Source organism: Sphingobacteriaceae bacterium (assembly GCA_016715905.1).
Lineage (GTDB): Bacteria > Bacteroidota > Bacteroidia > B-17B0 > Aurantibacillaceae > Aurantibacillus.
Window position 1 is genome coordinate 191,927 of sequence record JADJXI010000020.1, and the last position, 14,816, is coordinate 206,742.

General features: G+C 35.4%; 13 protein-coding genes and 1 pseudogene. 7 read left to right on the forward strand and 7 right to left on the reverse strand.

The window, feature by feature from the left end; all coding sequences use genetic code 11:
- The first annotated feature begins 3 nt into the window (after nucleotides 1–3).
- A complete protein-coding gene (locus tag IPM51_16270) occupies nucleotides 4–294 on the forward strand; it encodes a 2TM domain-containing protein (protein ID MBK9285852.1) in 291 nt (96 codons plus the stop codon).
- Nucleotides 295–297: 3 nt separating this feature from the next.
- Here IPM51_16270 and IPM51_16275 read toward each other — a convergent pair whose 3' ends face one another.
- From IPM51_16275 to IPM51_16300, 6 genes and pseudogenes are all read right to left on the reverse strand, one after another.
- Nucleotides 298–1,344: a hypothetical protein gene (locus IPM51_16275; GenBank protein ID MBK9285853.1), complete on the reverse strand. Its 1,047-nt coding sequence runs from the start codon at nucleotides 1,342–1,344 to the stop codon at nucleotides 298–300.
- A 9-nt stretch (nucleotides 1,345–1,353) separates the two neighbouring features.
- A complete protein-coding gene (locus IPM51_16280; GenBank protein MBK9285854.1) occupies nucleotides 1,354–2,595 on the reverse strand; it encodes a sodium:proton antiporter in 1,242 nt (413 codons plus the stop codon).
- Nucleotides 2,596–2,667: 72 nt separating this feature from the next.
- Nucleotides 2,668–3,777: a P-II family nitrogen regulator gene (locus IPM51_16285; GenBank protein ID MBK9285855.1), complete on the reverse strand. Its 1,110-nt coding sequence runs from the start codon at nucleotides 3,775–3,777 to the stop codon at nucleotides 2,668–2,670.
- Nucleotide 3,778: 1 nt separating this feature from the next.
- Entirely contained in the window at nucleotides 3,779–4,558 is a 780-nt protein-coding gene (locus IPM51_16290) for a DUF1538 domain-containing protein (GenBank protein ID MBK9285856.1), read from the reverse strand.
- A 321-nt stretch (nucleotides 4,559–4,879) separates the two neighbouring features.
- A pseudogene (locus IPM51_16295) lies at nucleotides 4,880–5,656 on the reverse strand (DUF1538 domain-containing protein).
- Nucleotides 5,657–5,725: 69 nt separating this feature from the next.
- Nucleotides 5,726–7,558 carry an HD domain-containing protein gene (locus tag IPM51_16300; GenBank protein MBK9285857.1) on the reverse strand — a complete coding sequence of 611 codons (1,833 nt, stop codon included), beginning with the start codon at nucleotides 7,556–7,558 and terminating at the stop codon, nucleotides 5,726–5,728.
- A 159-nt stretch (nucleotides 7,559–7,717) separates the two neighbouring features.
- On the opposite strand from IPM51_16300, the gene IPM51_16305 reads away from it, so the two are divergent.
- The 6 genes from IPM51_16305 (at nucleotide 7,718) to IPM51_16330 (ending at nucleotide 14,254) form a co-directional block, all read left to right on the forward strand.
- A complete protein-coding gene (locus IPM51_16305) occupies nucleotides 7,718–8,599 on the forward strand; it encodes an NAD kinase (protein MBK9285858.1) in 882 nt (293 codons plus the stop codon).
- Nucleotides 8,600–8,685: 86 nt separating this feature from the next.
- Nucleotides 8,686–10,953 carry a T9SS type A sorting domain-containing protein gene (locus IPM51_16310; protein MBK9285859.1) on the forward strand — a complete coding sequence of 756 codons (2,268 nt, stop codon included), beginning with the start codon at nucleotides 8,686–8,688 and terminating at the stop codon, nucleotides 10,951–10,953.
- A 26-nt stretch (nucleotides 10,954–10,979) separates the two neighbouring features.
- Nucleotides 10,980–11,891, forward strand: coding sequence for a hypothetical protein (locus IPM51_16315; GenBank protein MBK9285860.1), 912 nt, complete (start codon nucleotides 10,980–10,982; stop codon nucleotides 11,889–11,891).
- 3 nt (nucleotides 11,892–11,894) lie between these two features.
- Nucleotides 11,895–12,881, forward strand: a complete 987-nt coding sequence (gene gap, locus IPM51_16320; protein ID MBK9285861.1) for a type I glyceraldehyde-3-phosphate dehydrogenase — start codon at nucleotides 11,895–11,897, stop codon at nucleotides 12,879–12,881.
- Between the two features lie 426 nt (nucleotides 12,882–13,307).
- Nucleotides 13,308–13,883 carry a hypothetical protein gene (locus IPM51_16325; GenBank protein MBK9285862.1) on the forward strand — a complete coding sequence of 192 codons (576 nt, stop codon included), beginning with the start codon at nucleotides 13,308–13,310 and terminating at the stop codon, nucleotides 13,881–13,883.
- An 89-nt stretch (nucleotides 13,884–13,972) separates the two neighbouring features.
- Nucleotides 13,973–14,254, forward strand: a complete 282-nt coding sequence (locus IPM51_16330) for a hypothetical protein (GenBank protein ID MBK9285863.1) — start codon at nucleotides 13,973–13,975, stop codon at nucleotides 14,252–14,254.
- A gap of 150 nt (nucleotides 14,255–14,404) precedes the next feature.
- Here IPM51_16330 and IPM51_16335 read toward each other — a convergent pair whose 3' ends face one another.
- The gene (locus tag IPM51_16335; GenBank protein MBK9285864.1) at nucleotides 14,405–14,788 is read right to left on the reverse strand and encodes a hypothetical protein; all 384 of its coding nucleotides are present in this window, start codon (nucleotides 14,786–14,788) and stop codon (nucleotides 14,405–14,407) included.
- Between the last annotated feature and the right edge of the window lie 28 nt (nucleotides 14,789–14,816).

Genomic DNA, 14,816 nt, shown 5'->3' on the forward strand with positions numbered 1-14,816 from the left:
AACATGAATACATTGCAAGACGAAAAAGATCGAATACTCTGGAAACAAGCTAAAAAGAGAGTTGAATTCAGAAATCATTTATACACCTATTTAGTGGTGAATACTTTCCTGTGGGTGTTGTGGTTTATAACCGGTAAGGAAAAAGAAGATGGGGGAATTCCCTGGCCTCTTTTTTGTACTTTAGGTTGGGGCTTTGGGTTATTCTGGCACTTTATCGGCGCTTATATTTTAAAAACCGGCACCTCGCAAATTGAAAAGGAATTTCAAAAATTGAAAGAGCAACAGAATAAATAATATTTATTCAAATATTTTAAAAGCTACTGCACTTAAATAACCGGCCAAGGTTGCTAAGCCAACCACTTTTGTTCCGCCAAGATGTACCGCTTCCGGCAACATGGTTTGCGCAATCATGGTGAGCATGGCTCCTGCAGCTAATCCTTCTATGCCAATTTCAATAACATGCGGAATAGTTGCACCAACATAATATCCTACAACAGAACCAATGGCAATAATGAGAACCAATGAAATCCACAACATCATTATTTTTCCTGTACTCATGCCTGATTTTTTCATGCCAATACTTGCGGATAATGCTTCAGGAAAATTTGAAAGAAATAAACCGGCAATTAATGTGTATGGTAATACTTCACCAAAAGTTGGATCAAGGCCGGCACTTAATTTTACCGACAACAAGGATAAAAATCCGGCACCAATTACAAAACTTTCCGGAATACCATCTATTAATAACCCCAGCCATATAGCCATTGGTGCACCACCTCCTTGATGTTCGCCATGTTCTTTTTGTGCATCAGAAACTTCTTTCTCAGTAACTATAATATCGTGTTTGGTTTTTAATTTTAAATGCGTGATTGTTGAACCAACCTTACGTAAAAATCCTCCTTTACTGTTGATTAATTCATCTAACGTATAAAATAATAGTCCTCCTAAAACACAACCCACCAATAATCCACCCATAGATTCAATGGCATGAAATTTATCTTGTGGCATTCCGGTTGGACTTTTTGCGTGACCTATAATTTCTTCCACGGTTGGTGCAATTAATTCAACGCTCAAAGCCGCTAAAAGTGCACCGGCTCCAAAAGCGGTAAAGGCTGCTGTAGTTTTCGCATTTGGTTTGAATGCTAGTCCGGTTAAGCAACCTAAGGGTAAAGAAATAGTTACTAACGATCCTATAATAAAAGACCAAATGGCGTATTTGGTAGTTGGATGCATCATTTCAGAACTGCTGTCGCTGTCTCTGAATATCATCCATCCTGCAATAATAAATAATCCGCAGGAAGCTAAAACGATAATTAAATTTTTGCCGGAGGTTTTTGATTTCATATATAAAGTTTAATTCTTAATTTTTAGTAATGATTTAACTACTCTTTCAGTGGTTAATGCTTGTATTAATATAGAAAATATTACAATCATATAAGTTATGGCGATAATTGTTTCATTAAAGGGACTATCGGGTAAAGATAATGTTAAAGCAATAGATAAGCCTCCTCGTAATCCTCCCCAGGTCATAATCAATGCTGTGTTTTTGTTGTAAAGCAATTTATTTTTCAAAAATAACATAGGTAAACGCAAGGATACGAATCTGCAAGCAATTAATAAGAAAATCGACAGAATGCCAATTTCTAAGTATTGCAATAAGAACGGAAGCATTACCATTTGTAAACCGATTAAAACAAAAAGCATGGCATTTAATAAATCGTCAAGTAATTCCCAAAATTTATCATGGTAGTCTTTTGTTTTTACCGACATAAATTTATGGGCTTTGTTGCCAACCATTAATCCAACAACAATTGTGGCGAGGGGTCCGCTTACATGAAACAACTTAGCTAATTGTCCGGTTACCATCACGAATGCCAATGACATTAAAACCACGGTATGATAATTATCTATTTTTTTAATAAAATAAAAAACAATGTAGCCATGTAAGAATCCCAATAGTAAGCCGCCAAAAACTTCTCTGGCAAACAATCCCGCGGTTTCTAATCCTGAAAAATTTTCAATCCCGGAGTTGACTACTTGCATCAAAGTTAAAAACAATACCACTCCAATTCCATCATTAAACAAAGATTCGCCTTCAATTAAAACTTCAATTTCTTTAGGCACATTACATTTTTTTAAGATGCCTAAAACGGCAATGGGATCTGTAGGTGAAATTAAAGAACCAAATAAAATGCAATACATATAATCAATATGAAGCGATACCAAATCAAGCAAAAAATAAAAAATAGTTCCGAACAGGAAAGTTGAAACCATTACTCCCAGGGTGGAGAATATCGTTATTGCGGGTCCTTGTTTTTTAAGTGCATTGAAATTAACATGAAGTGATCCTGCGAATAACAGGAAACCCAACATAACATCCAATAAAATATGGGGGAAGTTAACTTCAGCAACAATATCTTTTACCAAATCATGAAAATAACTGCTGGCATGTCCTTCTATTAAAAGTAAAATTGAAAAGATGAGTGCGATAAGCATTATTCCAACCGAAGGAGGAAATTTTAAGAAGCGGGTGTTGAGATAACTGAACGCCGCACAAATTCCGATAAGGATGGTGATAATTTGTATTACATCCATTTAATTTCGATCATCATTGGATATTTTCTTATACATATTGGCTCCATTTAAATTTTATTTGATGCCATTTTATTATCCTAGATAAGTTAGCGCTTTAGGCACCTTTTGTGTATAGAAATATAAATTATTGTTTTTATTTTCATCTGCGGCTTTAAGCATGGTAGTAACTATATCATCAACTACTTTTGGAGCTAAAGTCATTTCAATAATTTCAACTTCCTGATTAACGGCAATTCCGGTTGTGCCTTGCGTTTCATTAGATTTTCTTTTAACGCCATAGGTAATACTAGCACCGGGCGCCCCTGAGGCCATGGCTGCCTGAGTTAAGGCATCACCCATTCCGCGTTCGGTAACACAAGTTAAGCGTACCAAATCATTTAAGTATTTACGCTGTACTTTATTGGATGAATTTAAATTCATCCTCCATTCACTTCCGCCTTTTATTTCATCAATGGCTTTTATAATTTGATGATTGGTAGCCAGCTCATGTTTACCTGCTGCTACACTGGCAATGTTAACCAAACCTTTTGATACAGGCATGATGTAAATAAAACCCATACCCGGTGTATCTAATTTTCCTTCTGAAACCATGGCTTCAAAAACCGGCTCAACATCATAATTATCCACAACAACGCGAACCAATTCTTTTTCCGGACTAATTGCCACTCGTAATAAACCCAATTTTTCGCGAATACCCCTGCCTTGTCCAAAAACAACTGTTGGTCCGGGTGAACCCGCGCGCATAGCAGCCAATGCAACAGAGTCAGCCAGATTTTTTTGAATAATACAATAAATGCCCGAATAATTATTTCTAAAATGAATCTCGCTTTCAGGTTTCTCTATAGATGCTATTTCAAATTCATTTTCGGAAACAAACAAAGATTTTTCGCAAGGGGTGCAGTAAACCGCACCAGTGCCGGAACTTTGCAAGTGCGCTGCTTCTGCAATTTTTTGTACGATTTGATCAGCAAGATTATTTGGCAATAATATTTCAATCACTGTTTGTTCAGGATTTAAAGAAGGGGTAAATTTCTGATACCACTTATCTTTATAAATAGAACCTCTGGCACTGATGATGCACAATGAATTTATTTCAGCAGGAACCGACTGCTTTATTATATCGTTAGCGTTTTCTTTTGGAAGAATAGCGGTAACCAAACAAAAATTACTTTTAAATTCCATTTTAATTTATTTTTTTGGTTGCTGATTTTTTTGATTTAGAAACAATTAAGCCAACTGTTAGCACTGCTATAATTGGAGCAACAGAAGCCAGCGCCAGAATTCCAAATCCGTCTATAACGCCCGGCACGTTGGCGCCAATACCCAAACCCATGGCTAGTACAAGCGGAACGGTAATAGGCCCGGTTGTAACACCTGCACTATCCCATCCAAAATTAACAAAGGCTTCAGATGAAATTAAGGATAGTGGAATGAGTAACAAGTAGGGTGGAATTAACAAATAAGTAAGCGGTACATTGTAGGCAATTTTAAATACACCCATGGCAATACCTAATCCAACTCCAATGGCAACGGTTTGCATGAGCAAATTCTTTTTGAATGAACCAATGGTGATTTTTTCAACTGTATTTCCTAACGCATTTAAAGCGGGCTCAGCCAATGTTGCCCCGTAACCCAGAAAAAATCCAAACACAATAGCCACCATTTTTCCTGCAAATCCGGCACCAAATAACGGTCCTTGATATCCGTCTAAACCCCAAGGAACAATACGAGCGAAAGAAGAAGGGATGTTACTGCCAAGCTGTGTTCCAAGTGGAGTTAATCCCAATGAAATACCGATTCCAAAAATGGCCATTCCAATAACGGCAAATCCTATACCTAATGATATCTCATCGGCATAGGGTACTTTTTCGCGAAGTAAAAAACGAAGAACAATAAAAAGAAAAATACAAAGCGGAATTATGGCCTGCAATGCGGCAAAAAAAGAGTCTTTCAGCATCAACATGAAATTACTTTCTGTGTCCCACTGTTTGATATTTTCTGTATTCACCGTATTTTTTTCTTCTTTCTTATAGATAACGGTAGGATTATGAACAACAATTTTTCCATTTTCCAACAATACGCTATCCCCTTTGTAAGAAACTGCATATTCTCCGTTTACGGAATATTTTTGACGGAAAGTATTTAAATCTGTTTCATCAAATTCTCCGTAAGTATGATGTAATGAATTATCGGATGCAACCTGTTCGGTTTTATAAATTTCACCCGTGTAATTAGGGCCTTTGTAATAATCTCCGGCAAAGTAATGGAAAGAACTCAGGATTAATACAGCAAGAATAGGAAACAAGGAGGCAAGGGTTACAATTCCAAATCCTGCACTGCTGGAGTCGCCGGTATTTACAACCCTGCAAACACCAATACCAAGTGCTAATACCAAAGGAACGGTAACAGGCCCTGTGGTTACTCCACCGCAATCCCATGCTAAGCCAATAATGGCATTCATAATTTCATTGTTATGTGCCCAAACTGTAAATGCAGAAAGAATTACAATAGAAGGGATGATGAATGTTTTTAATGACCAACCGTACATGAATCGCAACACACCTAATAATACAGCAACACCGACACCGGCACCTACACAAAACACGAGTTGACCTGAGAATTCATTAAGCATACTATATAATAAAGGAGCGGCATCCGGTTTTACTCCGGCACCGGCTGCTTTTAAAACCGCAATTGCCGGTTCGGCAAAGGTTGCTCCCAATCCTAATAAAAAAGCAAAAATTAAAATTACGGGCAATGTTGATTTAACCGGAAGTTTAGAACCGAGTATTTCTCCAAATGGCATTAAACCCAGTGTTAAACCTTCCATAAAAAACATTAAACCCACAATTACAATTAACACGCCTAATCCAATCATGAGGGAGTAAACAATTGGTAATTGCAAAATGAAAATTTGAAAAAGCACCAAATAGGCAATAATCACCCAAACACTTTTGAGCTGATCCATAAAGCGACTGCTTACATACGGCTTTAATATGCTTAATGTTTTGGCAAACGTGAGTTTAATTTTACCGCTGCCGTAATTTTGTTCTTGTGCCATGAAAATAAAGTATTAAATGAATTAAGGGCATTGTAATTTTACTAATAATATATAATAATTCAAAATAAACTATACAGATGAACTTAATGCATATTGAATTTTATCTAAATGTTTTTGTTTACCGTCATTTCTGAATTCTCTGGATGTGTTGGTGAAGTACGTATGTATGTTTAAAAATTTCACTTGCATTTCATCCCATTGTTTTTTACTTAAATCAACACCATGTTCCAGTAATTCCTGGTGTAAATTACCTCCAATGGTATAAAAATCCATACGCCCTAAATAATCTAAATCGGCATCGCAAATTATTTCATCTAATTTCGATTTTGGATTTTGAGGTACTTTGGTGGCCATAATCATGTTGCAGATAATATTTATTTCTTCATCTGAATAACCCAAGCTCGGTAAATTTTCTTTTACTATTTCACAACCTTTTTCTTCATTTTCTTTATACTGCCTTAAAAAACCGGTATCGTGAAATAAGGCAGCTACCCGAGCTAACTCTCTTTCCTGATCAGCCATATTTTCATTTAAACATAAAATATTAACAGCATCGTGCACATCTAATGAATGTGCTTTACAGTGGTAATATAATTTTTGATCCAACTGATTCAATAAATTTTCGGCAATATTTCTCGCTTGTAAAAAACGTTCGGGCATGATTTCATTATTTACAAAATACATATCAATTTCACCTTTGCCTTTGGCGCTTAATTTCCCCCTGTATTCGCAATTAAACTGATGCTTTATTAAATCAAAAGTAGTTTGTGAAATATTTATTCTTCCCGGCTCACTGTTACTTTCCATTCTCGAACCCGTGTTCACCGTATCTCCCCAAATATCATAAGTAAATTTTTTAGTGCCCACCACACCGGCTACTAATGGTCCGGAATGAACACCAACCCGCATTTCCCATTTAATTTTTGAACGCTTACCGCGCTCGTGCAAAAAGGTAATCATATCAAAGGCTGCATAAATAATACGCAAAGCATGATTATCAGACTCAATTGGAATTCCGCATGCGGCCATATAGGCATCACCTATGGTTTTAATTTTTTCAACGCCATGTTTTTCCATGATGTAATCAAATCCTTTAAAAATATCATTCAGCTCAGTTACTAATTCTTGGGGCGAAATAGTAGATGAGGTAGCCGTAAACCCTTTAAAGTCGGTAAACAACACCGATGCTTCATTGTAACGTAAGGGTTCAATTGATCCGTTTAACTTAAGTTCATTGGCAATTTTACGGGGTAAAATATTGTGTAATAATCTTTCTGATTCTTCTTTCTCGGCCTCTAATTCTTTGGTTCTTTCTTTTACCAAAACTTCTAAGGTTTCATTCTGCTTCTCTATCATTTTCCGGCGCTGTTGCTCCTGTTTTAAAACCTCTTTGGCTAAACGTTGATTTTCAATGGCACTTACACAAATGTTAGTGAGTAGCTGTAAAAAGTTTAAGTGTTTAATAATGCTACTTACACTTCTTTCATCATCGCTCACGTCGCCAAGTAATAAATAGGCCAAGGCTTTTTCTCCCTGATAAACCGGTACAACTAAATCAAAACCTTTTAAGGCATTATTTTGTACAGAAACAATGGAATCAATTTTATTGATGTGAATTAAATCTCTGTCTACATCAATATTTTCCAATTCTTCCTCGCTGGTGCCATAATCTAATAATACGCGCCATTTTGCAAATTTGCTAAAAAGGATGAGCTTATCTATATGCAGCTGGTCTTTTACAAAGTGCTTGAATTTTTCAATAACCACTAACGTTGAAAAATCATGGTTAATGGAGTTAGTAATATCCAATAAAGCTTCAAACTGAAGTTCTTTAATGCGGAGTTTGTTGTTCAGCCTTTCGGTTTTTTTATCTGAACTTTTCTTTTTTTCTTCTTCACTCATAATTCATAACCTGCTTACAGATTAATCACCAAAATAGTAAAAACCTTCGGAAACCCCAAAACAACACCTCGATTATTAAAAATATCACTAATTCAAAGCCAAATAAGCATTGTAAAAGAGTAATAATAAAACTATCTTTGACTAGTCTAATCTTTTAGTATGACCATTGCCATTTACGCAAGAAGTACACCGGACAATGAGTCCAAATACCTCGAACAGATTCATAGTTATTTGAAAAATGAAAATGTAGAGGTGATTGTATTTGAACCTTACTTCGAGTATTTAAAAAGTTTAAATTCAAAGTTCGCGCTCAAATTAAAAACTTTTACTACTTCGGAGCAATTGGTATCTATGGCTGATATGCTTATTTCATTAGGAGGAGATGGCACATTGCTGGAAACTTTAGCCCTGGTACGCCGATCCGGTTTGCCGGTTTTAGGTGTGAATACGGGTCGTTTGGGTTTTTTAGCCTCAGTAAATAAAACAGATTTGAAAAAAGCGCTAAAAAAATTAGTTAAAGAAAAATTTACGCTGGATAAAAGAGAATTAATTGATGTTACCGGTTGCGGAAACGAATTTGAAGGGGTGAATTATGCTTTAAATGAATTTACCATTCATAAAAAAGACAGTAGTGCCATGATTAATATTGACACTTTTGTAAATGGTGTTTTTTTGAATTCCTATTTTGCCGATGGTTTAATCGTTTCTACTTCTACAGGTTCTACCGCTTATTCACTCAGTTGTGGCGGCCCCATCATGATGCCCGACTCTGATAATTTCATTATCACACCCATTGCTCCGCATAATTTAAATGTTCGTCCAATTATTATTTCAAATAAAAAAGAAATTTCATTTAAAATAAGTGGCAGAAGTGAAAGTTTTAATATTTCACTCGATTCCAGAAACGCACAAGTCAACTCCAATCAAGAGATAAAAGTTAAAAAAGCCGATTTTAAATTCAATTTAATTAATCTGGAAGGACAGCATTTTTTTACTACACTAAGAAACAAGATGATGTGGGGACTCGATAAACGCCACTAAAATTTTTAGTTTTTCGTTCATCACAATTTACAAACTTTTTCATTCTTTTTTTTATATATTTGATAATTAACAAGTCAAATAATTGCATGAAAAAGTTATTAGTTATTGCGGTATTCGTTTCCGCTTTTGGTTTAAACGCACAACAAGCAGATGCGAATTGGTCTTTGAGTAAGGATTCGGATGTTCGCATAAATGGTGCAAGACAAATCGTTCCTCAAAAATATATGGTGTTTCATTTAAATGGAATGGAATTAAAAAATCAAATGTTTGCCGCACCCAATGATAAAACAACACCCATCAATAACAGTGAAGTAATTGTTTCATTACCCTGCGCTGACGGAACTATTCAGAAATTTAAAGTAGTAGAAAGTTCTATTATGGAAGCGGCTTTACAGGAAGTTAATCCCGATATCCGTACTTTTAGTTTAAAAGGAATTGATGATCCTTATGCAAACGGGAAAGCGGATTGGAATGAATTTGGTTTTCATATGAATATTCGCTCAATTAATGGTGATTATTTTGTTGATCCTTATTGCGTAGGAAATACCAGTGATTATATTGTTTATTATACTAGGGATTTTAAAAAAGATCCGGCTCATATTATCCCTGAAGTTGGCGTAAAAGATGTTCATGTTGACGAGCCGAAAAAAAAAGAAGAAGAAGCCGTAAGAGGAAATAAATCTGCATCATCCTTAGTCGGACAAAATTTAAGAACGTATCGTTTAGCTGTTGCCTGTACAGGCGAGTATGCTGTTGCGGCAACTGGTATTGGTTCTCCTTCCAAAGCGCAGGTATTAGCTAAAATTGTAACAAGCATTAATCGTGTGAACAGTGTATATGAAACCGAAGTTGCTGTTCGTTTAGTTTTGGTAGCTACTGAAACTAATGTAATTTTTACCAGCGCAGGTTCTGATCCGTTTAATGGAAATAATAATGCCGGAGTTTTAATTACTGAAAGTCAATCGGTAATTTCTGCTACCATCGGAAGTGCTAACTACGATATTGGTCATACCTTTAGTACCGGTGGTGGCGGATTAGCTAGCTTAGGTTGTGTTTGTAATTCTTCTACCAAAGCGCAAGGAATTACGGGAAGTCCAAGTCCGGTTGGTGATCCTTACGATATTGATTATGTTGCGCATGAAATGGGACATCAGTTCAGAGGCAATCATAGTTTTAACTCAACTGCTAGCGGATGCAGCGGAAACAGAAACGGATCAACTGCAATGGAGCCGGGAAGTGGTGTTACCATCATGGGTTATGCAGGTTTATGTGGCTCACAGGATTTAGCTTCAAATAGTATTCCCTATTTTCATGCAGTAAGTTTTGATGAGATAATTAATTTCACGCAATCCGGTGGCGGCGGAACTTGTCCGGTTACTTCAACAACCGGAAATCAACCGCCGGTAGTTACGGGTCCGGGTAATTTTACTATTCCAAAAGCAACAGCATTTTATTTAACCGGTAGTGCTACCGATCCAAACGGTGATGCAATCACTTATAGCTGGGAAGAAGTAGATGCAGGTGTTGCCGGAAACTGGAATTCAGGTAACAAACCTTTCTTCCGTTCTTATGTTCCTTCTGCTTCTCCAACTCGATTTTTTCCATATAATAGTTTAATATTAAATCATGCGTATACCACCACAAAAGGAGAATATGTACCACAATCGCCTCAAAATTTAAATTTCCGTTTAACTGCAAGAGATAATAAAACCGGAGGCGGAGGTGTTGCTTTTGCAAATTCACAAATTACGGTAGATAATGCAGGACCATTTTTATTAACTTATCCTAATGCATCCGGACTTACCTGGTATCAGGGCGGACAGGTAACCATTACCTGGAATGTGAATGGTACTGATGCCGGCGCGGTGAATTGCGATAGCATTCGTATTTTAATTTCATACAACAACGGAAATAGTTATTCTGTTTTAAATAATTCAACTCCGAATGATGGAGCTGAAATTATTTCAGTGCCAACCGTTACGGCACAAGAAAGTTTTTGCCGCGTAAAAATTGAAGGCAAGGGGAATATCTTTTTAGATGTGAGTGACAATACTTTTGATATCACTACTATTGCTGCTGTAAAAAATATTTCAGGTAATAATGAATTAAAATTAAATGCTTGGCCTAATCCGGCTGCCGATAAAGTAAATGTAAGCGCCGGAAATCTGGATTCTAAATCAGCGGTGAATTTAAAAATTACTGATGTTACCGGTAGATTAATAAGATTATTTACCTATTACGATAAAACGGAATTGAAGGAAGAATTAGATTTAAGCGGAATAAATCAGGGTATTTATTTCATTCATCTTTCTAATGCCAATCAAAATACGGTATTTAGAATTGTGAAGGAATAAAAGATTGCCTGCACTATAAAGTGAATGTGAGATTTGTTGTTATTCAGATATTATTAGTATTGCTCCTTAATGGTGTTCGTGCGCAAACCACGCTTTTTAAGGAAGGAGATAAGTGGGGCATGAAAGAAGGAGAATCTGTTTTAATAAAACCAATTTACGACAGTATTTTTAATTTCGATAGCCTCAATAAAGTTTGTTTGGTTTGTTTTGAAACGGTTAGTGCACACCCGAATAAATTTATCAAAACGCTTATTCATTCTTATCATTGTAATTATTTAAATAAATCTGGCGAGCGGTTAGTTATTCACTTAGAAAGTGGAGATACCAACAGTGTTTTTCAATTGCAGAAGCACACTTCGGAACAATTAAATACTAAATCAGAATATTTAACGGTGGGTGTAAAGTCGGCCGACATGCACGATCACCGGTATTTGGTAAATAAAGATTTTAAACAAATTACCAAAAAGGCTTATGAAGATATTCATTTTTCTCCCGACAATTCTTTTTTGGTTGGCAAAATAAGAAATGAAAATAACTCCATTTACGAAGGACTTTTAAGTAAGGAAGAAGAATTGATTTTACCTTTTAAATATTCGCACATTAAATTTAATACCAAAGATTCATTAATTATTGGTTGTACGGCAGGACAGGGGGCATACAGTGAAGATGATATTTTTAATTATGAAGGAAAAAAAGTTTCTTCGTATCATCGGCATGTAGAATTGGCCACCAAAAAATTTGTGGTGGAAAAAGTTTTTAAACCCGATGAGCATTTAATTATTTTAAATCTTGAAACTAAAGAAGAAAAAGTGCAGTATGCCGAGGAGGTACAATATTTTAATGAAACCACGGTGTTGATGATGAATGAAGGACATTGGTTTACCTATGATGTTTTTACCGGCAAGAAAAGAAAGTATGAGACTCCTAAGAAAAAATAAAGTATGAAAATAGCGATAAACGGATTTGGCAGAATTGGTAGATTGTATTTGCGTAATGCATTACAAGAAAAAAATATTGAAATTATAGCCATCAATGATTTAACCGATGCGAAAACATTGGCTCATTTATTCAAATATGATTCGATACACCGGGCTTTTAACGGAGAAGTGAGTGCAAATGAAGAACATTTGATTATTAATGGAAAAAAAATAAAAGTATTCGCGCAAAAAGATCCCGAAAGCTTGCCCTGGAAAGCATTGAATATTGATATTGTGGTAGAATGTACCGGAAAGTATTTGGATAAAGCAGGTGCTGAAAAACACATCAAAGCCGGCGCAAAAAAAGTTTTATTATCAGCACCTGCCAAAGACGAAAGTATACGCACCGTAGTTATTGGCGTAAATGATGAGTTATTACAAAAAGATGATTTAATTGTTTCTAATGCCAGTTGCACTACGAATTGTGCAGCCCCCATGTTAAAAGTATTACAACAATTTGGTATTGAAGAAGCCTATATCACAACAGTGCACTCATACACCAGCGATCAGCGGTTGCAAGATGCGCCGCATAAAGATTTGCGAAGAGCCAGAGCTGCAGCCATGAGTATTATTCCTACTTCAACAGGTGCAGCAAAAGCCATTACCCGCATATTTCCGGACTTAGCCGGAAAAATAGGAGGTTGCGGTATGCGTGTGCCGGTGCCCGATGGTTCACTAACGGACATCACTTGTGTGTTGAAGCAATACCCAACAGTTGAACAAATTAATGCGGCTTATAAAAAAGCAGCAGCAGGCGATTTAAAGGGAATATTGGAATATACCGAAGATCCAATAGTAAGTATCGATGTAATCGGAAATAAACACAGCGTTTTATATGATGCCGAATTCACTAGTATAGTTGGAAACTTGGTAAAAATTATTGGTTGGTACGATAATGAGTGGGGCTATTGCAATCGTATGGTTGAACTCACCCAAAAAATGGGCAATTAAAATATCGTTTACAATACTTACCAATTTTTTATTCGTTTTTAATATAGTCTCATATAATTCTAAATAGGATGTTTAATTTACCGGTAAGAACTTGAAAATTGCATTTTAAAGAGCGGCATATATAGTTTTAACTTCCACAGTAATGAAATGCCGGTTTAGATTTATTTGCATTTGACACTATAACTTTATAATATGGAATTGTCCTAGAATCAAATTTGTAATGTATGTTTGGTATTAATGTCATTGCAATGGTATAATCTTACAAGAAGATATAGTTTATTCCTCATGATTAAAAAGAAAATGATTCAAATAAAGAGATGGATCAACAAATTTGCCTCTAAATTAAAGACTTGGATTTTAATTAAAAACGTATCTATTTGTGTTAGAGAATAGAACCCAAATTTATTAAATTACACTTTAGATCAGATGAACAATTTTGTAAACGCCAACATGCATACTAAAATTATTTTAGGAGTATTTACTATCTTTTTTTCGTTTTTAAGTGGCTTTTCTCAAAAAGATACGCTTCATATCTATTATTCGGGAATGCAAACTTCAGTTGCAGATAGTAATGATGCTAAGCTCACTAAATGGGCTTCGAAATTACATGGTAAACACGCAAATGTAGAAATTTACACTTACTATGAAAATTCAACGGCAAAAAAATTCATGGCCGAAAGGGCAGAAAATCTTCAGATGATTGTGATTAGAAAAGCGAGAGATTACAGTACCATTAAATTTTGCGGTCCGGTAAAAGGAAAAAAATCGCAACGCACGGTAGCAGATGTTGTATTTTTAATTGATAATACTAATCAAAGCCAAACGCCAAATGGAAAAGCCGGACTTAGTTCTTCCAAAACAAACACCAATAATAAATCCGAGGAATCCGAATCTGTGGCCAGACCACCAGTTCTTGATAAAGATGGCTATTATATGGATTCAGTTTATGTAAATGGAAAATTAAAAGTTACCAAAAGAAAAGTTAAAATAAAATATAATTAAAGTTTTAATATCAAACTGGAGTCCAGACCCAGTAAAAATGGGGCGTATCTGAAAAGCCATAAGAGTAGGGCAAATAAAATATAAAATATATGATTAAAAAACTAAAAATTGTACTTAGCATTTGCATTTCAGTTTTAATAATGTCATCATGCTCAATTACAGCCCCACTAGCTGCAACAAGCAATACTCTTGGTAAAAAAGTTGGTGAAGCGAAAGCTACCATTGTATTCGGCTTAGTTTTTGGTGGTGATTATAGTGTACAAACCGCTATGAAAAACGGTGGCTTAACAAAATGTTCAACTGTTGATGTGAAAACAATAAACTATCTAAATGCGGTTATAATTAAAAAATGTATTGTTACTGGAGATTAACATAACAATAAGTTCATTAAAAACCACCAATACCAATGGTGGTTTTTTTATTTTGAGTAATATAGTAATTAGTGTTTGAGATATTGGGTTATACCACAATTCATGCCAGGCAGATTAAAATGAAGAAAAGGGTAGAGAATAAATGGTGCACTAGGTTTCTTTTTTTAATTTCTGTAGATTTTTCCAAAGGATTGTTACAAACAATATAAAGGGAAGACTGGCAACAAACATTTTAAGGTTCAATACGCTTAAGCCAATGGCGAACAAAAACCCCATTAGCATCCCTAAACAACAAACACCCGTGTATATTAAAATGCGATTTGGTTTTTTTAAGAACAAACTGATGAATAGAAGTAGTTGGCCAAACAACGGGATGATGGTTATCGGATGCAAAACCGCCAAGGGATTGGAAAATAAATTCCGAATTACTTCGTATTCGGCCTGAATCAATAAAGAATGATTTTTATCCCCCCATTCCATATATCCAATAAAGGAGGTAAGGATGACCAAAAGAATTAAAATTTTTATTTTCATTAATTAAAAAAAATTGATTCAGGATTAA

What these genes read in the sequence shown, in the direction of transcription:
- IPM51_16275 (MBK9285853.1), bottom strand. Translation starts at nt 1,344, where the DNA reads ATGAAATCAAAAACCTCCGGCAAAAATTTAATTATCGTTTTAGCTTCC.
- IPM51_16305 (MBK9285858.1), top strand. Translation starts at nt 7,718, where the DNA reads ATGACCATTGCCATTTACGCAAGAAGTACACCGGACAATGAGTCCAAA.
- IPM51_16325 (MBK9285862.1), top strand. Translation starts at nt 13,308, where the DNA reads ATGAACAATTTTGTAAACGCCAACATGCATACTAAAATTATTTTAGGA.
- IPM51_16300 (MBK9285857.1), bottom strand. Translation starts at nt 7,558, where the DNA reads ATGAGTGAAGAAGAAAAAAAGAAAAGTTCAGATAAAAAAACCGAAAGG.
- IPM51_16335 (MBK9285864.1), bottom strand. Translation starts at nt 14,788, where the DNA reads ATGAAAATAAAAATTTTAATTCTTTTGGTCATCCTTACCTCCTTTATT.
- IPM51_16285 (MBK9285855.1), bottom strand. Translation starts at nt 3,777, where the DNA reads ATGGAATTTAAAAGTAATTTTTGTTTGGTTACCGCTATTCTTCCAAAA.
- IPM51_16270 (MBK9285852.1), top strand. Translation starts at nt 4, where the DNA reads ATGAATACATTGCAAGACGAAAAAGATCGAATACTCTGGAAACAAGCT.
- IPM51_16310 (MBK9285859.1), top strand. Translation starts at nt 8,686, where the DNA reads ATGAAAAAGTTATTAGTTATTGCGGTATTCGTTTCCGCTTTTGGTTTA.
- gap (MBK9285861.1), top strand. Translation starts at nt 11,895, where the DNA reads ATGAAAATAGCGATAAACGGATTTGGCAGAATTGGTAGATTGTATTTG.
- IPM51_16280 (MBK9285854.1), bottom strand. Translation starts at nt 2,595, where the DNA reads ATGGATGTAATACAAATTATCACCATCCTTATCGGAATTTGTGCGGCG.
- IPM51_16330 (MBK9285863.1), top strand. Translation starts at nt 13,973, where the DNA reads ATGATTAAAAAACTAAAAATTGTACTTAGCATTTGCATTTCAGTTTTA.
- IPM51_16290 (MBK9285856.1), bottom strand. Translation starts at nt 4,558, where the DNA reads ATGTTGATGCTGAAAGACTCTTTTTTTGCCGCATTGCAGGCCATAATT.